Origin of the sequence: Parasphingorhabdus sp. (assembly GCF_036963805.1) — a bacterium.
Lineage (GTDB): Bacteria > Pseudomonadota > Alphaproteobacteria > Sphingomonadales > Sphingomonadaceae > Parasphingorhabdus.
Map to the genome: position 1 here is coordinate 22,230 of NZ_JBALUN010000011.1, position 22,062 is coordinate 44,291.

At 50.9% G+C, this 22,062-nt stretch carries 20 protein-coding genes; 4 read left to right on the forward strand and 16 right to left on the reverse strand.

What is annotated here, in order from left to right; all coding sequences use genetic code 11:
- Positions 1–25 precede the first annotated feature (25 nt).
- On the reverse strand, positions 26–271 hold the full coding sequence (locus V7676_RS16465; protein ID WP_335660728.1) for a Spy/CpxP family protein refolding chaperone: 246 nt from the start codon (positions 269–271) through the stop codon (positions 26–28).
- Positions 272–321: 50 nt separating this feature from the next.
- A complete protein-coding gene (locus V7676_RS16470) occupies positions 322–861 on the reverse strand; it encodes a metallophosphoesterase family protein (protein ID WP_335660700.1) in 540 nt (179 codons plus the stop codon).
- Positions 862–1,243: 382 nt separating this feature from the next.
- Here V7676_RS16470 and V7676_RS16475 point away from each other — a divergent pair, with 382 nt between their 5' ends.
- Positions 1,244–1,384, forward strand: coding sequence for a hypothetical protein (locus tag V7676_RS16475; protein ID WP_335660701.1), 141 nt, complete (start codon positions 1,244–1,246; stop codon positions 1,382–1,384).
- 406 nt (positions 1,385–1,790) lie between these two features.
- Here the strand turns inward: V7676_RS16475 and V7676_RS16480 are convergent, their stop codons facing one another.
- The 11 genes from V7676_RS16480 to V7676_RS16530 form a co-directional block, all read right to left on the reverse strand.
- Complete coding sequence (locus tag V7676_RS16480) at positions 1,791–2,402, reverse strand: cytochrome c oxidase subunit 3 (RefSeq protein ID WP_335660702.1); 612 nt, start codon at positions 2,400–2,402, stop codon at positions 1,791–1,793.
- Entirely contained in the window at positions 2,399–3,100 is a 702-nt protein-coding gene (locus V7676_RS16485) for a hypothetical protein (RefSeq protein WP_335660703.1), read from the reverse strand. The genes V7676_RS16480 and V7676_RS16485 overlap by 4 nt, the downstream gene beginning before the upstream one ends.
- Positions 3,101–3,165: 65 nt before the next feature.
- Positions 3,166–3,942 carry an EthD domain-containing protein gene (locus V7676_RS16490; protein ID WP_335660704.1) on the reverse strand — a complete coding sequence of 259 codons (777 nt, stop codon included), beginning with the start codon at positions 3,940–3,942 and terminating at the stop codon, positions 3,166–3,168.
- Complete coding sequence (locus tag V7676_RS16495) at positions 3,930–4,721, reverse strand: SDR family oxidoreductase (protein ID WP_335660705.1); 792 nt, start codon at positions 4,719–4,721, stop codon at positions 3,930–3,932. Before V7676_RS16495 ends, V7676_RS16490 begins: the two co-directional genes overlap by 13 nt.
- On the reverse strand, positions 4,718–6,127 hold the full coding sequence (locus V7676_RS16500) for an aldehyde dehydrogenase family protein (RefSeq protein ID WP_335660706.1): 1,410 nt from the start codon (positions 6,125–6,127) through the stop codon (positions 4,718–4,720). The genes V7676_RS16495 and V7676_RS16500 overlap by 4 nt, the downstream gene beginning before the upstream one ends.
- 45 nt (positions 6,128–6,172) lie before the next feature.
- Positions 6,173–9,661 (reverse strand): indolepyruvate ferredoxin oxidoreductase family protein, encoded by a 3,489-nt coding sequence (locus tag V7676_RS16505; protein WP_335660707.1) that lies wholly within the window; start codon positions 9,659–9,661, stop codon positions 6,173–6,175.
- 20 nt (positions 9,662–9,681) lie between these two features.
- Positions 9,682–10,380 (reverse strand): glutathione S-transferase family protein, encoded by a 699-nt coding sequence (locus V7676_RS16510; protein WP_335660708.1) that lies wholly within the window; start codon positions 10,378–10,380, stop codon positions 9,682–9,684.
- Positions 10,381–10,382: 2 nt separating this feature from the next.
- A complete protein-coding gene (locus tag V7676_RS16515; RefSeq protein WP_335660709.1) occupies positions 10,383–11,828 on the reverse strand; it encodes an FAD-binding oxidoreductase in 1,446 nt (481 codons plus the stop codon).
- Positions 11,828–12,130 carry a Rieske (2Fe-2S) protein gene (locus tag V7676_RS16520; protein WP_335660710.1) on the reverse strand — a complete coding sequence of 101 codons (303 nt, stop codon included), beginning with the start codon at positions 12,128–12,130 and terminating at the stop codon, positions 11,828–11,830. Before V7676_RS16520 ends, V7676_RS16515 begins: the two co-directional genes overlap by 1 nt.
- A 2-nt stretch (positions 12,131–12,132) precedes the next feature.
- Entirely contained in the window at positions 12,133–13,362 is a 1,230-nt protein-coding gene (locus tag V7676_RS16525; RefSeq protein ID WP_335660711.1) for a cytochrome P450, read from the reverse strand.
- Positions 13,363–13,374: 12 nt separating this feature from the next.
- Positions 13,375–13,791, reverse strand: coding sequence for an ester cyclase (locus tag V7676_RS16530; RefSeq protein WP_335660712.1), 417 nt, complete (start codon positions 13,789–13,791; stop codon positions 13,375–13,377).
- Between the two features lie 393 nt (positions 13,792–14,184).
- Here V7676_RS16530 and V7676_RS16535 point away from each other — a divergent pair, with 393 nt between their 5' ends.
- From V7676_RS16535 to V7676_RS16545, 3 genes are all read left to right on the forward strand, one after another.
- Positions 14,185–16,467 carry a TonB-dependent receptor gene (locus V7676_RS16535; protein ID WP_335660713.1) on the forward strand — a complete coding sequence of 761 codons (2,283 nt, stop codon included), beginning with the start codon at positions 14,185–14,187 and terminating at the stop codon, positions 16,465–16,467.
- 82 nt (positions 16,468–16,549) lie between these two features.
- A complete protein-coding gene (locus V7676_RS16540) occupies positions 16,550–16,978 on the forward strand; it encodes an ester cyclase (protein ID WP_335660714.1) in 429 nt (142 codons plus the stop codon).
- Positions 16,979–16,980: 2 nt separating this feature from the next.
- The gene (locus tag V7676_RS16545) at positions 16,981–17,742 is read left to right on the forward strand and encodes an SDR family NAD(P)-dependent oxidoreductase (protein WP_335660715.1); all 762 of its coding nucleotides are present in this window, start codon (positions 16,981–16,983) and stop codon (positions 17,740–17,742) included.
- Between the two features lie 99 nt (positions 17,743–17,841).
- Here V7676_RS16545 and V7676_RS16550 read toward each other — a convergent pair whose 3' ends face one another.
- From V7676_RS16550 to V7676_RS16560, 3 genes are all read right to left on the reverse strand, one after another.
- Positions 17,842–18,867, reverse strand: coding sequence for an AraC family transcriptional regulator (locus tag V7676_RS16550; protein WP_335660716.1), 1,026 nt, complete (start codon positions 18,865–18,867; stop codon positions 17,842–17,844).
- A gap of 356 nt (positions 18,868–19,223) precedes the next feature.
- Positions 19,224–19,841, reverse strand: coding sequence for a response regulator transcription factor (locus tag V7676_RS16555; protein ID WP_335660717.1), 618 nt, complete (start codon positions 19,839–19,841; stop codon positions 19,224–19,226).
- Between the two features lie 26 nt (positions 19,842–19,867).
- Positions 19,868–21,982 carry a sensor histidine kinase gene (locus tag V7676_RS16560; protein WP_335660718.1) on the reverse strand — a complete coding sequence of 705 codons (2,115 nt, stop codon included), beginning with the start codon at positions 21,980–21,982 and terminating at the stop codon, positions 19,868–19,870.
- Positions 21,983–22,062 lie beyond the last annotated feature (80 nt).

Below are 22,062 nucleotides of genomic sequence, written 5' to 3' on the forward strand. Positions count from 1 at the left end.
GGTCAGCGCGTTCCCGACATGGGCATCAAATGCTTTTTTGTTGCTCATCGGTAAGCAGGCGGCGCATGTTGAAAATATGTTCGACAGTGGCTTTCTGCAAAGCGCCCATTTTGTGATGCACCGCTTCTATCGCAGTTGCTAAGTCAGCATTCGCCGCCCGCAGGGATAGTTCCAGCGATTCCTGTTTTACGGCGAAACCTGCTTCAAGCGCCTCTAGCTGTGTCAGCTGACTATCGGTCAGATCGAGTTCGTCATGTATGAAGCTGTGAATGCCTTGCGTTTCGACATTCCGCTGTGACCAGTAATTGGCGCAACAGGAGCCTAGCCAAGGCGAATAGAATTGACCAGCGCGATAAAATGCGTGCCGCCAGCATCAAAACTATACCAGCCTTCACCCACGCTACCTTTGCCAAAGCGCTCCAGATAGGCTCTTGGGTCTATGCCGTCGGTCATATCATGTTCGCCAGGGACATAATATATCGGCAGCTTCAATTCCGATAGCAGCATTTGCGCGTCATCAAATTGTTGCGCTGTGGCCAAATGGGTTATGTCCCCCGTGTGTAAGATAAAATCAGGTTGTTGGGGCAGGGCTTTAACCTTAGATATGGTTTCGCGCAGCGTGCCAAGAGGGTCTGGATTAGCAGCTTTGGAAAAACCGATATGGGTGTCGCTAATCTGGACGAAGGAAAGTGCATTAGATTTTGCGGGTTTTACAGACATGCCGAGCGCAGTATCCAATGTCTTTGATGCGGCCACACCGCCGCTGAACGAAAATAGCGCGCCCGTGCCTGCCCAGCCCATGCATTGCAGCATGTTGCGGCGGTTAAGGCTTTTGGTTGTGGGTTTTGCAGTTTTCGTCATGATTGGATCTTCCTGTAATCGGGTTGCAATCTGTAGACAAGCGAATGGGCAATTTTATTCCCGCTGAGTATGAGTTTTTAGACAAATGCCGGCGGGAGATAGCTTAGGGCGCTATGCTTTCATAGTTGGTGGAGCGCTTCGGTCTAAGCTCTTTAAGACCAACGCGCCGATATTGCTCGAGAAATTTGGGTTTGAGCGCGTTAGGGCAACGTCAGCACGATTTTTTTCCAATGTCGCAATATGCTGCTGAATCTTTTCCAAAGGCGGCAATTTTTTCCATCCCCCGCCAATGCAGAGCGTTCTTTATGCACCCGTCCGCAAGAGAGGGCGGCGCTCACGCGGTTTTCGCAACGACATTTGCCTTGTCTCGAAACAAGCCCGCATGAGGATTGAACAAAAGCGATTACATTGGCACGCGCCCTACGAAGGCGCTGTCGATATCGGAAGGCCAGCATCTGGCACGGCAAAGCGATCGAGTACCTTCAAGGCGGCTGCGTTGGATAGGGAAGTGCTGGAACTTTGATCTCGGTCGCGCTCGACGGTGACGCGAACATCGCCTCCCACAGGACATACAGGTTCTCTGACCGGCTCCTTTGACAATATGGGCGAGTACTTGAAGTGAGCCGGGAGAATGCCCCGTTTTAAAATCCCTTATGTCAGCCGAACCTAACGAAGCATCAAGACAACATGAAGGACGACTATAACGACCAAAGGGGCAGAAATAAGCGCAAAAAATGAGAGTTTCCATGATCGTGGTCCTCGCCTTACCCCGATATAAAACCAGATAATTGCGAAAGCCTTCATACCGGCGAGAGTCATAATTAATGCAAAAGCTGAGCCTGCAGGAAATATCGGAGTTACCAGTTCGACACTGAAAACTGTGATGAGAACCAAACAAAACCACACCAACGGATAAAGGGTATTAGCCTTCATGATCCCGCTCCAGTCTGCAGATATAATATCGGGAACATGACCAGCCAGATTATATCGACCATGTGCCAGTAAAGAGCGCCAGAGCGCATCCATATCGCGTAATTGCTCTTGGCACGCCACCGGCCCGATGCAAGCAGGCTTAACAAGACTATGCCCGCAAGATAGTGGATGAAATGTATGCCCGTCAGAACAAAATAATAGGTGAAAAAAATATCGGTTGTCGGGTTAATCCCCACCGAAATTTTTGCGTTATATTCGTAGAGCTTGGTAAAAAAGAAAAAGGCCCCGACCGCGATACCGCCGAGCAGCCAACGCTTTGACGCTTTATCGGGGCCGCCGCCTGCCTCAACAACCTTTGCCTCGGCCATGGCTACGCAGAAACCGCTGGTTACTAATATAAGCGTATTCACCAAACCAAGTGATAGATTGAGCATAGACGCTGAGCTTGCAAAAAGCGCCTCTGCCTTGAGCCTTTCCACCATGAATATGATGAAAAATACCATGAAGCTCGCAATATCTACAAATGCGAAAACAGCAATGCCGGGAAGCGCGGCATGGTTCGCCTCCTTATCAGGTCCCGCAGAAAGCGCTTCCTTCAATGAGGTCATTTTTCCTTCTCAAGCACAGGTATCGCTTTGAGCATCGCAATAGACGCCAGCAATACGAAGAAGAAGAAAATCGGAAATTCAACCCAGTAATTTATCAGCCCATTGCGCCCAAATGGTCCGGTCTTAAACAGGCCAATCAAGCCCAATAGGGGCAACATGCAACCAACCCAAAGCACGAACCATGATATCCATTTCGGCACGATGGGGATTTCGCGCTTATCTTTCAAAAAGCAAATAGCCATTGGGATGAGTTGCAATACGGTGAACGAGAATTGCACGTCGAATAATATCCACCCCAAATCATATAACATCCGCGTTGTCTGCGGATCTATCTCGGCGGGGCGAAAGGCGGCTGTTAGCCAAACGCAGCCTGGAATTGATAGAACGAGCGTCGTCAAACCAGCGCCCCAATTTTGCAGCAGGGGCAAGATAGGGTCAGAGGGATCAATAGCCTCCATGACCGCACGCACAGCGATGCCCCATGTCAGGTAACAGACAGAAAAGGCAACAGTCAGTGTCATGCCAATACGCACGACCGTTCCGTTATCAATAAAATGCTGCGCAATATCTTCTGCGCTGACATCAGAACCAAAGGGCGGGATATTATAACCCATTAGCCCCCAGAATATGATGAGAGCGACCAATAATATCGGCCCCGTCCACGCACAGGCCCGCACATAACCAAATTTGTCTATCATATCGATTCCTTCAATCTAAAATTGGGAGGACGTCTAGGGATGTAGTGAAAAATGCTCTGACGGGATTAAGCGCGTTGTTCGACAGGCACGAGGCCAGCGCCATATATGTCTTCAACAACTTCGGCGGCGAGCTGGTTGACGGCGTCAGCCTCCATAATCGTGCGAACCGCATCTAAACCGCGCAGCCCAATGGCTGTGGGAAAGCCGTCATCCACCATGACATAGCTATTATCGAGATGATAAATGCCGATATGCTCGCCAATGCCCTGCTCGGCCTTGTCGGCCTTTGCCATATCTTGCCAGCCAGCATGCACGAGCGCGATAAAGGTTTCTCCATCACCGCCATCACTCGCATCGGTTTCGTTCCAAGCCGAAGGATCGCCGGTGCGCAGATCATAAATGTCTTGGCAGGCGCAGCCCGCACTTCGCAGAATGTGCTGGAATTGCTGAGCGTCTTGGCCGCTTGGCAAGACATAGAAGCGTTGCGTCATTTCGGCCATATCCGTGCCTAGACCGCCGCTCACATAAGCGCCCTCGGCAAGGTTATAAAGCAATGCCCGGCGGAAAACATTTTGCTCGTCACGATGAATATGGCGCGTCACAGCAGAATTGGCGAGGCCCCCGCGTGCTTCTTCTGTAGCGAATGAGACTAGCGCGATGCCCTCGAAGTTCTTGCCTGTCTCATGCCCTTTTTTCGGCGTAACATGATATTGCGTATAGCGCGCAAAGCCCGGAATCCGCGCAGCCATCACGCCGTGGACATCACGCCAATAGCGCGAGAACAGGTCACGCGTTATGTCTGTTTTTCGCTCTATCAGCGCAACTGTTCTTATACCTGCCATAACGCACCTTCAAGCGGCAAGACCGTCCCCGACACATAAGCGCCCGCACGCGAGCAAAGGAATATCACTGCGCCGCCAACATCTTCTTTGCTGCCCAGACGCCCTGCTGGAATAGCCCCCTCCATCTGTTCTTTCAGTCCTTCGACAGCATTAAAAAAGCCATCGGTCATGTCGCTGGGAAAGAAGCCCGGCGCAATTGCATTGACCGTGACGCCCTGCGCAGTCAGGTCAGAGGCGAGCATACGCGTGAGTTGATGAACAGCCGCTTTGCTTGAGCCATAAGCATATGCGCCATTGCTGCTCTTGCCCCACAAAGCGCCGATAGAACCGATATTGATGATACGGGCCGGATCATTGTCTTTTGATGCCGCTTTCAAGAGCGGGAGCAGCGCTTGCGCCAAGAAAAATGGTGCGCGCAGGTTGAGCCCCATTTCTCTATCCCATTGGTCGGCCTTAGCTTCTTCAACCGCGCCTGCGCTAAAAATGCCCGCATTATTGACTAATATGTCGAGTGTATCGCAGCGGGTTTTTACATTATCAGCAAGCGCCTCCACGCCCTCTATGCTGCCAAGATCGGCAGCGATGAAAGCCGCTTTGCCTGTGCCTTTCAGGCTGGCAACAAAGGCTTCCCCTTGCGCTGCATCACGCGCGGCGATGATAACATCGACGCCCGCTTCGACCAGCGTTTGCGCAATCATCGCGCCCACACCTTTTGCGCCGCCAGTGACAAGCGCTGTTTTGCCTTCAACCGAAAATAGACTATAGAGTGAAGCGGTCATGCAGCGTCTCCCTTGGCAATATTTACGATTTTATAATTGGTATAAGCATAAAGCCCTTCTCGCCCGCCTTCCACGCCAAGACCTGATTGCTTGGACGTGGGAAAGGGCACAGCGGGATCAAGCGCGCAATGCTGATTGACCCAGATTGTCCCGCTATCGAGTCTATTCGCTACCGCAGTAGCGGCCTCAACATCGGCGGACCAGACAGAGCCGCCCAGACCAAAGGGAGAGGCATTGGCGCGGGCAATGACTTCATCGACATCGGAATAACGAATGATCGGCAATATCGGGCCAAATGGCTCTTCATCAACAATTTTTGCGCCATCTGATATATCTGCAACCACTGTGAGCGGCACAAAATATCCAGCGCCTTCAATCGCCTCGCCGCCCGCAATGATACGGCCTTCCTGCTTGGCAATATCTATATAGCGCAGCACTTTTTCATATTGCGCCTTGTTTTGGATAGGCCCGAACTGGACAGCCGGATCAGCGCCATCACCGACGGGGAAGGCAGACGCCATGCCAGCGATTTCGGTACATAACGCGTCATAGATGCTGTCATGCACATAAAGCCTTTTGATAACGGCACATACCTGACCGCTGTTAAAAAACGCAAAGCCAAATAATGCAGGCGCTATCGCTTTAACATCAGCGTCGGGCAACACGATAGCTGCGTCATTTCCTCCCAGTTCCAATGTCAGTTTTTTAAGGCCCGGCGCAGCAGCGGCCATGATCTTACGGCCTGTTTCGGTTGATCCGGTAAAAGCTATTTTTGCCACATCTTCATGCGCAACGGCGTGAGCGGCAGCGTCATTATCCGCCGAGATAATGTTGATGACACCGGCTGGCACAATATCTGCAATCAGTTCGCCCAAGCGCAATGTTGTCAGCGGCGTAGTTGGCGCTGGTTTTACTACTATCGTATTACCCGCGATGAGCGCGGGGCCGATTTTATTGGCGGCTAAGTAAAGCGGCGCGTTCCAAGGAACAATGGCTGCAACCACGCCTAGTGGATTGCGATGAGCCTCAACGCGGCGGGTTGGTTCATCAAATAATATTTCAGGTTCAAGCACCTGCTCGGCAGCATAATCAAGAAATTGCGTCGCCAATTGTACTTCAAATTGCGCAACGCCAATAGGGCGGCCCGTTTCTTTAATCAGCAACTGTCCCAGCTCTTCGGCATTATCGCTAATCGCCTTTGAAATAGCCTGTAATACTGCCTTGCGCTCGGCAAAGCTGGTGGCCCTCCAGCTGGCAAAAGCGGCCTTGGCGGCGGCAACTGCCTGATCCATTTCAGCAATGCCGGCGAAGGCCACTTGGCCTGCAACTGTTTCATCGACGGGATTGATAACGTCCATCGGCGTTTCTGTTTCCAGCAACGCGCCGCCTATCAAATTTCTCAACATCCTCATCTCCTATTTTACGCCGCCAATATTTTTATGCGGCTTACGTCACGCTACTTTGTCGGTTTTTGCTTCGATATTCCGTGTTTGCGGCGCTGGGTTTTGATATTTCTGCAAAATCTGCGCTTCGAGCAATTTGACTTTCTCGACGCTCTCTTCTTTCACGTGGCCATAGCCCCTGATTTGCGCAGGCAGGCTCGCTAATTCTATTGCCGCGCGATAATTGTCGGCCTTCAGCGTATTGGCGACCATTTCCATTTGCTGCTCGTAGCTATCGACCAATCCGCGCTCCATACGGCGCTCGTCGGTATAGCCGAAGATATCCAACGCAGTACCGCGCAGCCCTTTCATCTTGGCCAAAACCGGGAAGAGCTTGCCGACCCACGGCCCAAATTCGCGCTTTTGCAATGCGCCGGTTTGCGGATCGCGTTTGGAAATTAGCGGCGGCGCCAAATTATAACGGAGTTTCGCGCCATCTTCAAAAGCCTTGGCAAATGACTCTTTAAACGCGGGGTCACTATAAAGGCGGCCAACTTCATATTCATCTTTGTAAGCCATGAGCTTGGAGAAGTTACGCGCAACCATGATTGATAGCTCGTCATTTCCCGCGCCAATACCCTTTTCGGCGGCAATGACTTTATCGACGAGATTGCGATAACGCTCTGCATAAGCCACATTTTGATAATCCGTCAGGAGCGCCGTTCGATGGTCGATAATTTCATGTAAATCCGTAAGGGGTTTAAACTCAACCTCGGTTATCGTCGCGGCCACAGCTTCTCTAATGCGCTCTGGCGCAACCGCTTGCAGACGGCCAAGCGCAAATGCCTTTTTATTAAAGTCGATTGCCACGCCGTTTATTTCCACTGCTCTTATTAATGCAGCAGGGGAAACTGGGAGCAATCCAAGCTGTGAGGCATAGCCCAGCATGAAGAGGTTGGAGGCTATGCTATCGCCCAATAAAGCGAGGCCTAACCCGCTTGCATCGACATCGTAAATTTCCGTTGATAGTTTTTTGAGACGGCCAAAAAGCAGGTTTTTATCAAGCGTTAAATCGGGGCTGCGCTGGAAGGCAGGAGTTGGCGTAATGCGCGCGTTAACAACCGTTTTTGTGCGATCACCGGCCAAAGTCATCACAGGTTCTTTTGACAAGGCGGCAACAGCGTCAAAGGCGAGCGCGACATCGGCTTCACCTACGCCCAGTTTTTGCGCGCCAAGATCATCGACATTACCGGCAATACGCACATGGCTATAAACAGCGCCATTTTTTTGGCTGAGGCCCGTCATATCAAAAATGGAGGTCTGCAGACCCTCAAGATGCGCCGCCATGCCAAGCAAAGCGCCGATTGTGACAACGCCCGTTCCGCCGATGCCAGACACCATGATGTTACAAGCGCCGGATTCTAGATTAGCAAGCGCTGGTTCTGGTAGAGCGCCAATATCATCATCGGCAAGCTCTGATTTTTCAGGCTTGCGCGGCTCGGCGTCGAGCACAGTGACGAAGCTGGGGCAAAAGCCTTTCACGCAGCTATAATCCTTGTTGCAGCTTGATTGATCTATCTGCCGTTTGCGGCCAAGCTCGGTTTCTTTGGGCCATAAACTCACGCAATTGGACTGCACAGAGCAATCCCCGCACCCTTCGCAAACCGCTGAGTTAATGAACATGCGCTTTGCTGGATCGGGGAATTTACCGCGCTTACGGCGGCGGCGTTTTTCGGCGGCGCAGGTCTGTTCATAGACCACGACCGTCACGCCTTTTATCTTTGCGATATCCTGCTGCACCTGATCGTAAACATCACGGTGAAAGACTTTTACGCCCTCTGCAAGGCCGCTTGCGCTGGTATAAAGGTCGGGCCGGTCCGTCACGACCACGCAGCTTTTTACGCCTTCGGCCAGCACCTGTTTGGTAATATCGCCAACGGATAATGGCCCGTCAAACGGCTGCCCGCCGGTCATGGCCACCGCGTCATTATATAATATTTTAAACGTCATATCTGCGCCAGACGCTACGGCCCCGCGCACTGCAAGCAAGCCGCTATGAAAATAGGTACCATCGCCCATATTCTGGAAGATATGCGGCGCATCTGTGAAATGATGCAATCCATACCATTGCGCGCCTTCACCGCCCATTTGCGTGTTGGGCAACATCTCCGGTCCGCTATACATGGCCATGGCGTGACAGCCAATGCCGCCTGCGGCCAAGCTACCTTCGGGAAAGCGCGTACCGGTATTATGCGGGCAACCCGAGCAGAAATAAGGCGTGCGCGCAGCGGCGACAGGCCCCATGCTAGCGAGCGCATCCAAGCGCTCGGATAGCGCGCCGATCAGGTTGCTAGCATTCGTGAGTCCGCTACCTAAACGTTTCATTCGCTCCGCAATTTGCAATCCGAGTTCGGCAGGCTCGAGTTGCAAGTCAGAGGGCACGAGCGCGATGCCGTGCTCGTCTTTCTTGCCGACAATAGCTGGCGCATTTTCTATGCCATAAAGCACAGACTTAAGCTGCTGCTCGACCAGACCGTCTTTTTCTTCGATAACAAAAAGCATCTCATGGCCGTCGGCAAATTCTTTTAATCCCTGTTCTTCGACGGGATACATGCAGCCCAGCTTATATAGCGAGATACCAGCTTGCGCCGCTGCTTCATCGCTCAAGCCCAATAGGCGCAGCGCTTGATGCACGTCTTGCACCGCTTTACCGGTTGATACGATACCGAGGCGCTTTTTAGGGGCTTTGATAACTGTCTTATCGATGCCATTTGCTCGCACAAATTTTTGCACTAGCGGCCAGCGATAGCGTTTAGCAACGATTTCAGATTGCACGCGGTCTAGATGCGTAGGGTAGTTGTGGAAACCGTTAGCAGGAGCCTCTCCGCGATCTGGTTCGACAGCTTGTACATCTGCTAAAGCAATATCGACCGTCATCGTTTGCTCTAAAACTTCGTTGCACATTTTAAAGCCGGTCCATAAGCCGGTGTAGCGCGACATCGCAAAGCCGAGCATGCCCAGCTCAAGCACATCGGCCACATTTGACGGCGCTAATATGGGCATACCCGCATGCATAAGGGCGATTTCGCTCTGGTGCGCCACGGTGGAAGACTTGCCGCTATGGTCATCGCCCGCGACAACCAGCACGCCGCCTTTTGGATGCGTTCCTGCCATATTGCCATGTTTAAAAGGGTCGCCCGAGCGATCTACGCCCGGCCCCTTACCATACCATATCGCAAATACGCCGTCACGGTTGGCCTGCGGCACGCCATCGAGCATTTGTGTGCCCCAAACGGCGGTTGCGGCCAGATCTTCGTTCACGCCTGGTTGAAAAACAACATCTTGCTCGGCGAGCAGGTCTTTCACACGCCAAAGCTCTTGGTCATAGGAACCAAGCGGTGATCCACGATAGCCAGAAATAAAGCCCGCCGTATTCCAGCCACGCACGCGATCTGCTTCACGCATTAGCATCGGTAAGCGCACTAAGGCCTGCGTTCCGGTCATGATCACAGTGCCGCTGGTTTGCAGATATTTATCTTTTAATGTTACTTCACGCATCTACTGACCCTTTGAATTTTCTAGTTTTCTGAGAAATGCGGAACTAGAATATAGTCCGACTTTTTCTCCTTGAGATATGTTGCGAGATAAGTTTCAAAATCCCCCATCACTGTCTGCGTTGAGCTGCGCTGCGCCATGTCGCTCCACCAGCTTTTGAGAGCTAACTCATCTATTATCGAACGCCCTAAGGCCGCATTTGCCACCCGCTCGGCCATGCCCAGATTATAATAAGCAAATAAATCGGCCTGCGAGAGCGCATCACCTAATAAAAAGGGTGCAGGCTTCAGCAATCTGCCCAATGCTATGATCGCGCGGTCCAAACTCTGCGTAAAAACAGCGGTCTGCTGATCACTATTGCTCTGCCCCATGAAAAGTCCGGGATATAAAGCGCGTGCCGGAAGCTCTAGATACACTTGAACAACATTATTTATCTGCCGCATGAGCGCCCGCGTCGCTAGATTGTCTGGCCTAAGGCTCGTTTCGGGATAGGCATCATCGAGATACTCTAAAATCGCAATCGTTTCAGCGATATAAACATCGCCTGACGCCAGAACCGGTATTTTTCCCATAGGGTTTTTTGCAAGAAATTCCTCTGTCTGGCTAGCGGGACAAATATCAAGCGCATATTGCACAGCCTTTTCAATCAATGCCGCGCGCACGATGTTGAAATAGTTGCTTACCGGATAGCCTATCAGCCTGATTTCATCGGTTGCCGCCATATTTACCCGGCCTCAGAGACAAGACCCGAGTCAAAAATCTTTCCGCGATTCAAAATTTTCTTGGGGTCGAGCAATGATTTTATATCGCTCATCAAGCTAAGCTCTGGCGCGCTTCGGCTTATTTCAAGCCAAGGCTTTTTCTCCAGACCAATGCCATGTTCGGCAGAGACAGACCCGCCATATTTCCGTAGTGGCTCATAAACGCAGCGCTCGACTTCTTCTCTGTCTTCTGCTTGCCCAGCGCCTATTGCGACGTGTAAATTGCCGTCACCGACATGACCTAAAAAGGCAATCTTGCCCTCTGGCCATTGGCCCTTTAGCATTGCGGTCACGCGCTGCATATATTCTTCCATATTGCCAACAGGCAGACTTACGTCAAAGGCATAGAAGGGCTGGAAATCACGCACGACATTTTCGAGATCTTCCCGTATCGCCCATATGCCCTCGCGCTCCCGCTCAGATCGCGCCAATATAGCATCACTAAACAATCCAGCCTCAGCGCCTGCCATCAGCACATTTTCAAACATGTCTGCGTCACGCTCCTGATTAGAGCCGAGAGCTTCGATAATGGCGTAAAATGGCTTGTCGGCGGGGAGGGGCGGTTTATGGCGGCCCTCTAGCGTGTTTACATTATAAAAACTGTTATCGACCAGCTCAAATGCGCTCAACAAACCGCCTAAGCGGCCATCCATGAAACGAAGCAATTTGGCGATTTGATCGAAACTATCGGCGCAGACCAAGGCAGTGTTACTAGTGGTTGGGCGCTCACGCAGGCGCAAGACTAGCTTGGTTATAACGCCAAGGCTGCCCTCGCTGCCGATGAAGAGCTGCTTGAGATCATAGCCGGTATTATTTTTAATCATGTTGTTCATTGCGCTAATCACACGACCATCAGCCAAAACAACCTCTAGGCCCAAAACCTGCTCGCGCATCATGCCGTAGCGGATCACCCGCATACCGCCTGCATTGGTAGACGCATTACCGCCTAATTGGCAGGAGCCACGGCCACCGAGATCGAGCGGAAAGGTCAAGCCATGTTCTTCAAGAGCGTTATCGAAATTTTCTAATATTACGCCCGCTTGCACAGTCGCTGTTCTATTCTCAGGGTCAATTGCTTCGATCTCGCCCATGCGTTCCATCGATATAGCAATGTCATTCGAACTCGTCTGCGTCGCACGCACCCAGCCAGACATCCCGCCATGCACCACAATCGGCTGATTAGCTTCATTACATAAGGCCAAAATCCGTGAGACTTCCTCGGTCGAGCGCGGACGAACAATCGCAGGTGCGCCGATTTCATCCATGAAAACGCCAGGGTTGCGCGCTTTGACATCAGCGCCAGTCAATACCCCGCCCTCACCAACAATCTCGGCTAAAGCATCGAGCAGAGCTGGCGAGACGGTTTTGCTAAATTGCTGCTCAGCCCCATGATGGTCCGCTGACGCCATTAGATTGTGACCCAAATATCGTCGCCATCAATCCGAACGGGGAAACGTTGCAGCTCCAACTCAGGGTCTTCTTCACAAATGCCGGTTTTGAGATCAAATTCCCAGCCATGCCACGGGCAGGTCAGCAACGTGCCATCAACCTCTCCCTCATGTAGGGGCCCATGCGCGTGCGGGCAGCGCCCGCTTGTCGCAACAATATCGTCACCGCAAGCGAATAGGGCAATTGCGGTTTTGTCGACTTTTGCTTTTGTTGGCTCACCTGCGCGAACGGCAGCAACCGAGCCTATCTTATGCTCTGCCATGATTAGCGTACCTTAAATTTTACAGGAAGGGTTTTTGGGCCGCGCGCAAAATAGCTGTCGGACCATGTAACATTTTCTTCAGTCGGCATCAGCTCTGAAAAGCGCGTAAGCAGCGTTTCAAGCGCCGCCTTGGCCTCCATACGAGACAGATATGATCCGAGGCAGAAATGCGGGCCTTGTCCAAACGACATGATTTCACTCGGCGCGCGATCATAAATAAAGCTCTCGGAATCCTCAAAAGCATCTTCATCATGATTAGCTGAGCCGAGAAGGAGCATGACAAGGGTGTTCTCCGGGATGCTCACGCCGCGTACCTCTGTATCCTCGGTCGTGTGACGAAACAGCATTTGCACGGGGCCATCGAAACGCAACATTTCCTCAAGCATCATCGGTATCTTCGCGTGATCTTCGCGGATTGCCGCATAAGCCTCGGGATGATTTTTAAGGTGCGCGAAGGTAATCCCGAGCAGATTTGTAGTCGTTTCCACGCCGCCAATAAGGAGCAAGATAGCAAGATTGAGGACCTCGCTTTTTGACAGACGCTCCCCTTTGACTTCTGCAGCAATGAAGCCGCTGATCAGATCATCTTTTGGTTCAGCGAGACGGGCTTCATAAACCTGCTCAAAATATTCACGAATAGACTTAGAGCTTTTTTCGATCTCTGCGAGACGCTCTGGCCCATAAGAAGCCCTGTTACCCGCCGATAAGAGGTCATCAACCCAATGCTTGAATTCAACGCGGCGCGCCAGATCTACGCCAATAACCTCGGCGACAACGCTGACAGGAAAGAGCGCAGAAAATTCCCACACGAAGTCAATATTACCTTCGTTACCGTGCCGCTCAATGATGTCGTCAATTAGCTGATTAGCGGTATCGTAGATTTTATCGTTCAGCGCGCCGACCCGGCTGGGAACAAAGGCTTTGTTCGCCAGCTTTCGCGTCTTCATATGGTGCGGCGGGTCAAGTGAAATCATTGGCTGCACTTCTGGCACAGGGTCATATTCGCCCAATAGTTCAGGCCAAAATTGCGCAGAGCTAAATATCTTGCCGTTCGTCAATATCGCCTGAACGTCATCCCATTTAGAAATAACAAAACCTTGCATGGACTCTACCCACTGAACCGGCGCCTTAGCCCTAAGCTCAGCATAATGCGGATAAGGGCGAGACGTCACTTCGGGATTTAGCGGATCATAGCTCGTCTCTACGCCGCGCTCTTTTACGATTTCATTCATTATTATTATTCCTCAAGCAGGTATCGCGCCGAGCTGCTGCATCACGGGGATCGCGTCCCAGATGCTGCGCTCCAGAATGATTTTTCCCTCTTCGTTCCAGCCCATCACCGTCACGCCCTGGGTTTTTGTAATTTTACCTACAGCGGGCACACCTAAAAAATCTGCCGCGTGCTTGGTTTCCCAAGTCCATTGAAATGAACCAAGCCGGTCGTCTCCGACATAGTCAAAAACATCGAATTTATTGTAGCTCGCCTCTGGGTCTTCGATGATGAAATTTTCAAAAAACTGACGCAGCGCGCCAAGATCTTTGTTGATTTTCAGACCAAAATTTACGTCTTCAAACTGGATTTCAGGCGAGTAGAGAGACATTAGCTCATCGGTGCCGTCTGCAAAAAGACCGATCCAATATTGTGCCCATTTCTTATTCATTATGCGTACCTTTCATAAAAAACATCCAACTCTTGGCATGGCCTTAATTATAGAGCCGCTAGCCAGTCCCATAGAACGCGCTAACATCTCGGCCTTGTCTAAATATAGCTATACCCAATATCCCCGGCCAACCTATACCCAAGCGAGCCAGCATCCATCTATTCGTGACAATAATTGTCTAGAATGATGGATTCTGCACTATGACGCCACGGTAACACGCCAGTTTAGTTACCCATAGAGGGCACAATATGTCGCGCAAAGATACGCCTTGTCACGGCGGGAGCTTTGCACCGCTCGCAAACCCTGCTTAGTTGCGCGGCAGATTGGAGGCACTCACATCGCTTTGGTGACCTCTAACATCTACAAGGATGGGATACATGGAGGGCCCACATAATGAAAATAATCAAACGCGTACATCTTAACGCCGCGTCGCTAGCGGCTATCACATTAGCACAATTTTTTACGGTCTCGGCTCAAGCGCAGACCGCAGATTCTGACGCAAGATCAGCGGGTAGCGATGAGATCGTCGTAACGGCAACCAAGCGTGACGAAGCGCTTGAAAAAGTGCCTATCGCGGTCAGCGTTATGACCGAAGCTGCGCTTAATGAACAAGGCATATCCCGTGCGTCTGACTTTTTAGACAGCACGCCAAATGTTACCTTCATCGAGGATAATGCCGGCGAAGCCTATATCAACATTCGCGGCCAAACTTCCGTCCGAAATTCAGATCCAAACGTTGCGATTGTTATCGATGGTGTAACGCTTTCAAGCGTAAAACCCTTTAACCAAGAGCTTTTTGGTCTACAGCAAATCGAGGTACTTAAAGGACCGCAAAGCGCTCTTTATGGCCGAAATGCAGCTGCCGGCGCAATTGTAGTTACCACCAAAAAACCTGATGACTATTTTGAAGGGCAAGTTGTTGTCGCGAGAGAAAGCTTTAACACCACACGGATGAGTGCCGGTGTTAGCGGGCCGCTTACCGACACGCTCGGCTTCACCATTGCGGGCGCTTTTAAAGACACGGACGGGGCATTTACAAACGATCTTACGGGTGAAAATGTCCACCGCTTCCAGTCAACAAATGGCCGTGCGCGCCTTGTTTGGGAGCCCACGGATCGCTTGAGCGTCGATTTTAAAGTCGGCGGCCATAAGTCAAAAGGCGGCGGTAGCGCTTATAATGCGCAAATCGCAGGCTCCGGCATTGGCGGCCTACCGGGCGGCCTCGATGCAAATTTCGCAGACATGGATTTTGTCTCTAATATTGCTGGCCAGTTCAACGAGAGCTTCGTCGACGTGACGCTAAAGGCTGATTACGAGTTTGATTTTGCGACACTAACGTCAATCTCGGCCTATAACCGCCTCAATCAATATTTTGGCAGTGATTCACCGCCTTATGTATCTGATACCGGTGCTGCTGGCGCAAATTATCAGCAATATACCTATCTCGATAAAAACTACTCGCAGGAAGTACGACTGACTTCGCCCAGTGACGGACGTTTTCGTTGGCAGGTCGGCTTCTCATATCTCCGCTTTGACCGCAATCAAACGAGCAATGTTGGCATAGACACATTGGGCACATTGCCGGGCAATCGTAATGATATCAAAGATGCGTCTTCACCATTTGCAACACTATCATACAGCAATCCGATCTATCGGACGACAAGCTATGCTCCTTTTGCAAGTTTGCAATTTGACGTAACGGACCGCCTGCACCTTAACCTTGCTGGCCGTTATGATACTGAAAAACGCTCTGTAAAAGAGGTCGCCTCTAGCGCAATCAATCCTCTAACCGGCGCAAGCTACAACAATTGCGTAGCCCTGACCGGACGGGACATTGATGATTGCGTTAACAAGCGCACATTCAAACAGTTCGAACCAAAAGCGAGCTTGTCTTATGATATTGGCGAAATAGGCAGCATCTACGCAAGCTATGGCAAGGGCTTCAAATCCGGCGGTTTCAACCCCATCGGCTCACGCGATACCTTACGTGCAGCAGCTATTGCTGCGAATCTTAATCCCGATAGCGTATATGTCCAAGATGGCTATGATAAAGAGGTTTCTACCTCTTATGAAGCCGGCTTGAAAACACGCCTTTTTGATCGCGCATTGAGCTTTAACATTGCGGCCTTCCAAACCGACATCAAGGGCGCTCAGCAGTTTGAATTTTATCCCACTGTTGGCTTACAAACGACCATCAGTGTTGATGAAGTGCGCTTACGCGGATTTGACCTCGACTTTGAATGGCGCAGTGACTTTGGCATGAAAATCTTTGGTAGCTATGGCTATGTTGATGGCGAAGTGAAGAATTTTGCTGGTAACCCGACGTTTAACGGAAATGTTGCACCAGGCTCATTTAAATCGACATTGAGCCTCGGTACCGCATATGAGTTGCCAATCTCAGATGAATTCACTTTGACACCGCGATTTGAAGTGAACCGCTATGGCACCATCTGGTGGGATGTCGCCAACACGCCAGGTACTAAGCGTGATCCGCTTTATCTAGTCAATGGCCGTCTTTCACTCAAGTCGGGTGATCGTTGGGAACTATCTGCTTATGGTAATAACCTCACCAACGAAAAATATTTCCAGGAAGTTGTACCACTCTTAGGCTTCTTCACAGTGAACTACCGAGGACCAACGCGCAGCTTTGGCGCTGAAGCGCGCGTATATTTCTAATACTCCCTCTAGGGGCGGCTCTCGGGCCGCCCCTTTTTTTGAGCATTAAATTGCCACTCCGCGCAAACATTAGGAGAGCAGCATGAACCTGGAATGGGAACAAGACTGGCTTGAACAATTTGACAATCGCCTCGATGAGTTGATGGCTAATTATACCGACAAATTTGAATATGAAGATATGAACCTTGGCGTGCGGATAGTAGACGACAAGCCCGCACTGATTAAGCTATTCAAAACATTTGAAAATAGCGACCCAGAGGCCTCCCTCCATTATTTCGACGCAACCCGCTATCACGGAGATGAACGAGGTGGCACGTTGGAGTGGACATGGAAGATTCAGCATAGAACTGATTTTTTAGGTCTGCCGACAAGTGGGAAAACCACCCTGGTGCGCGGCATGACTATCCATAAATTTGACAACGATAAAATCATATTGGAGCGCAGCTTGTGGGATACTGCTAGCCTGCTCCGTCAAGTTGGTATGCCAGCGCCTGTAGAATTGGAGTTTTAGATATGTTTTCATTAAACGGCAAAGCAGCGATCGTAACCGGCGGCGCATCGGGCATCGGCGCAGCTATCGCCCAGCGCCTAAAAAAGGCGGGAGCCGATGTTTTAGTCGCCGATATAACAGACAGCAATGACCTTGTGACGAGCTGGGGCTGCAAGTTTATCCGCGCGGATTTGTCCAAGCCCGAAGAAGTGACGAATGTCTGCGAACAGGCCGTTACCCTTTTCAATAAGCTTGACATATTGGTGAATAATGCGGGAATTGCGGCTGGTTTCCCACTTTCTGAATCTAGTCCCGAGCGATCTGAGAAATTTTGGCGCCTGCACATTCTAGGTGTTCAGACGGGTATTAAAGAAGCCGCAAAGCGAATGACCGCAGGAGGCTCCATCGTCAATATCTCGTCGATAACCGCTATGCGTGGTTTTGTTAACTGGGGCGAATATGCTGCAACAAAGGCGGGTATCATCTCGCTCACCCAGACAGCGGCGGTCGAATATGGGCCTGCCTTGATCCGCGTAAATTGTATCGCGCCCGGCATTATCGACACGCCACTGGCAATGAATGAAGCACCAGATATGGTGGCCCGCAACGCTGAGGTGTTCAGCTTGCTTGGCCGCATCGGCACGCCAGAGGAATTGGCCGCTGCTGTGCATTTCATGGCAAGCGATGATGCTAGCTATGTGACGGGCCAAACGCTGCTCGTAGACGGCGGTTGGAGCACTGGCACTTCGGTGAAAGGGATAGAGTTGGCGCTATCGACTATGTAAATTGCTAATCATACAATCGATCATGGTCTAACGTGGGCGATCCTAGAAAGATGATGGCGGCAAGAATGATGGCGGCAAGAAGGCTGGGAACGTTAACTCTCAGCCTTTTTTTTTCTGCGTTCGCATCCGGCGTTGGCTGCTGCGCCACTCGCTAGGCCGCTCTCCTGTCCAGCGAAGAAACGCGCGAGAAAAGGCGCTGCTACTTGAAAATCCAAGCTGCTCAGAAATATTATCTATAGTGAAGGCGTCTTGCCGTAGGTAATCATAAGCCATTTCTTCACGCAGCCGGTAAAGCAGCTCTTGAAAGGTTGTATTTTCTTCTCGAAGGCGGCGCAAAAGAGTGCGCTCTGTCATTCCTAATTCTTTGGCAATCTCGACTTTTTTAGGCTCACCTTGAGACAAGTGAACAATCAAGGCCTCGCGTACTTTACTCGAAAAACGGCTCTTGAAACGGAGCGATAGATATTTTGATGTCATATCGTCGAGCACCATCGCCAGTTCCTCATTGGCTGAGGCTATGGGGCTCTCTAAATCGCTTGAGCGAAAGGTAATACTATTGTCCGCCTGCGAAAAATATACGGGGCAATGAAATATCTGGGTATATTCCAAGTCGCTCTCGGGCGGCGCATGTTGAAAATCTACGCGGACGGGATGAATAGATCCCCCTAATATCCATTCGCTTAGCAAAAAATACCCTGCTAATATAGTGTCTATTGTATGATAGAATGGCTGACGGCCCTCTGGATTGAGTTCCACGCGCATCACCGCATTTTCTCCAGCAATGTTAAAATCAATAACCGCAGAATCCGAAATCAAACGTGCTGATCGCGCAAATCTTTCGGTAGCTCGCCGTAAATTTTCGCTACATGCCATCGCATAGCCAACCACGTGAAACGTAGATGGCCTCACAAAGCGTGCGACCTTTAGGCCGAAATAATCGTCTCCCGTCTCCGCAACGGCTACATCCCAAAGATCCGTCACTTGGTCTTGTGAAAATCGTTCATTGAGATCGGCAATTTTGTCGGGCGCTATCCCTATGGATTCCAGTAATTTGTCACTCTCAACACCGGCATCATCGAGCGCTTTTACAATTGCCAATACCCAAGCAGATATCCCCGTCTGCATATTGTGTCCTTTCGCCAGATAAGTGAGGTCACCATCGACAAGCCTCTTCCCATATTTTTCAAGCCCCGTCAGCCGAATTCCAAACTATTGTCTGACCGCCATAACTTTTCGAAAATGGACATGAGATGTTACTCGTGTATTCGTCGAAACGGGAAACCAATCATCGCACAACAAGCCCTGAAAACTGGTATAAACCGCCCCGGGATTGCCAGAGGCAATGATCAGTTATACATCGCAATGGGCCCTCCCGATCCAGATTCAGAAATTTGGCCGTTTAACCGGTGTGCGGCGAAGAAGAGGCATTCTGCAGAAGCTGCTGATCAGCTGATACATTATTTCCCATCAGAAGAGCAGGACTAGGTCAAATTGCGTTTCTGCGCCTCAATCGCGACCTCTGCGCGCGAAGTTACATCCAGTTTGCGGTAGATTGATTTCAGATGATCGCGCACCGTGTGCGAGCTTATTTTTAGTTGTTCTGCCACTTCCTTAGCGCGAAGCCCTCGCCCGACGAGGCAAAGCACCTCGCGTTCCCGATCTGTCAACGGGTCGGTTTGATGATCTTGCTCAGGCCGGAACCGCGCCAACATCATCCGCGCAATGGCTGGCGATAGAGATGGTTCGCCAGCCATCAGCCTAGCGATACGGTAATGCAGTAAATCAGGCTCGACATCTTTGATTAAATATCCGTCCGCTCCCGCCGCCAATGTCGCCTCCACGCTCTTCCGGTCGTCCATCACGGTTACGGCAGCAATGATGATTTCAGGATTGGCTTTCAGGCTACGGATAATGTCCCAGCCTCGGCCATCTGGCAGATGCAGGTCGACAAATGCAAAATCAAATTTTTGATCCAGCATGACCATTGCTTCTTTAAAAGAGGCCGCCTCGGAAAGCGCATAGTTCACGATATTTCGCTCAGCGAGCACGTCCTTAATCGCAGAGCCCAGCAATCGCCGCGCGGATAACAAATCGTCCACGATCAATATTCGCGTTTGCGGCACCGTCATTGCGATTCAACTGGGAGTGCAATGCTGGTACGGAAACCTGTGGGGTCCAAGTCACCATAATCAAAATTGCCGCCAAGCACCGTAAGCCGGACCCTGATGTTATTCAGGCCATTACCTTGGCGTTTGCCAGCACTGGCCCCTTTGCCGTTATCACTCGCTACAATATAGATGGTGCCATTTTCCAGCCGTGTCTTTACCTGCATTTCGGTCGCCTCTGAATGCTTTATAACGTTAGTCACCATTTCTCGGAGGATAGAGGTGAGCGCCTTTTGCGGTTGCGGCATCAGTATGCCCGATGCCGCAACAATCGGCCAATTCAAGGCTATGCCCGAAGCTTCTAAACGATCTGCCGCCTCCGCCCTGCTATCGGCAAGAATATCCGCAAGCAAGCGGGTGTCGCCGACCTCAGCCGAAACGATCATCCGAACCTCTGCCAAAGAAGAGCGGAGCACCGATTTCAAATCATCCGGATTGTCCGAGTTAAGCCCAGACATCAGCAACGCCGAAAGATCATCATGTAGATCGCGGGATATTCTGCCCCGTTCACTAGTTACGCCATCGGCAAATGCTTCTTGTTGGCGTTTTAAGCTAGAGAGAAAGTCGATCATACGGGCGGCGACTTGCCGGTCGCGCTTTTGAAATAGCCGCGTGCCCTTATTTTTGTAACGGAGCGATAGCGGCGCACAACCAGCAACCGTAGGAATGTGTAGCATGACGCCTTGCTCTTCAATCTCCACAAGTTGACCTTTGCTGTTCCCATCCAAACTCGTTTCAATAACCAAAGGCGTAAATGCCTGTTGCAAAATTTCCTGCCATTTTGCGCTGCGGTCACTCGCGTTGTCAATCAATGCAACATGGGCGACTTCTTCAAGCAAGTCTTCAATAGGCGTGGCCTGAAATAACCAACGCTGCACCATGCTCCGCCATGGAAGATAGAAAAAGGGTAAAATGAGCAACATAGTCAGGACCGTGGCGCCGCTTAGCGATCCGAGCAGTGCGACAAGAGCCACATCAACCGCAATCAACAATATGCCGACCGACACCGCCTTAAACATTGTGATCGCCCAAAGTTCACTTTCAAACAGATTTTGCCGTTTCAGACCGAATGCGATACCCAGATGGACAATCAGGAAAAACGCAAAGGCGTAGCTTTGGTTGACCAGCGGTTCGGCGTCCAAAAGAACGGGGATGATCGCCATGCAAATAAACAGCCCCGACCCAATTAAAGTCGACACACCAACCCATCGGATTGCTGCCATATCGAGTGGGCGGCCGCGCGATTTTATAAATTGGATAACGACGAGAACCAGAATTGCCAGCATCTCAATTGCGGTAAGCAGAGGGGTCTCATTGGCTGGCTCACCAAGCAGATTTAGTTGACCCAACACATAGAGGCCCAATATTGGGATGGAGACCAATATCAGAAGATAGTTTTTAACTAAACGGATCGGATAGATGAGGAACAAACAGATAAGCGCGATGCCAAAACCGATCGACCCCAAAGCGTTCAGCGCACTCAACGGTGCAAACAGATCAGTGGGCAAAGCCAGCCACCGCGTGCTATAAATTGCAGCGCAAGTGGCGGCGAGCCATAAACAAACCCCGACCAGTCCGAATAATTGGTTGGGAAGCCGCTTTGGTTGCAGAGCCCATATCCAAGCGGACACGACAAAACCGGCAAATCCAACCAACATTTGCAACCAAAATTCGAACGGCATTATTTTTTCCGGAGTGAGTCCGATCGCGTGCGCTGATTCATTAACAGTGATCGATAAAATTTTCTGACTGCGGAGAATCTCTGCAAATGCATCTTGGCGAGCAGTGAACCGGTGTTGTTGGTCATAGCTTTCCATCACGTCAGGTTCTTGGGTGAGGTCAGCCGGTTCAATTTCTTGCGCACGAGGACCTATGCGCGGGGAACGGCCAATTATTTGGCCCTTCGCATTTTGCAAAACCACGCCTTGTTCGGAAACGACCAATTGTTCGCTAAAACGGTGCTGAGAAAAGGCGGCTATAAACGCCGCTAACGAGGCCAAGAAGCCAAAGGAAATAACGATAGAGAGCAATATGCCCGGCATTGCAAAATAGCTTTTTTGGCTTTGCCGCGTCATTTCTGTCTCTATATATACAAAAGCTGACGGTGAAGCGCAAACGCTCCACCGTCAAGACCTAGCTGCCTGAATACGGGTCG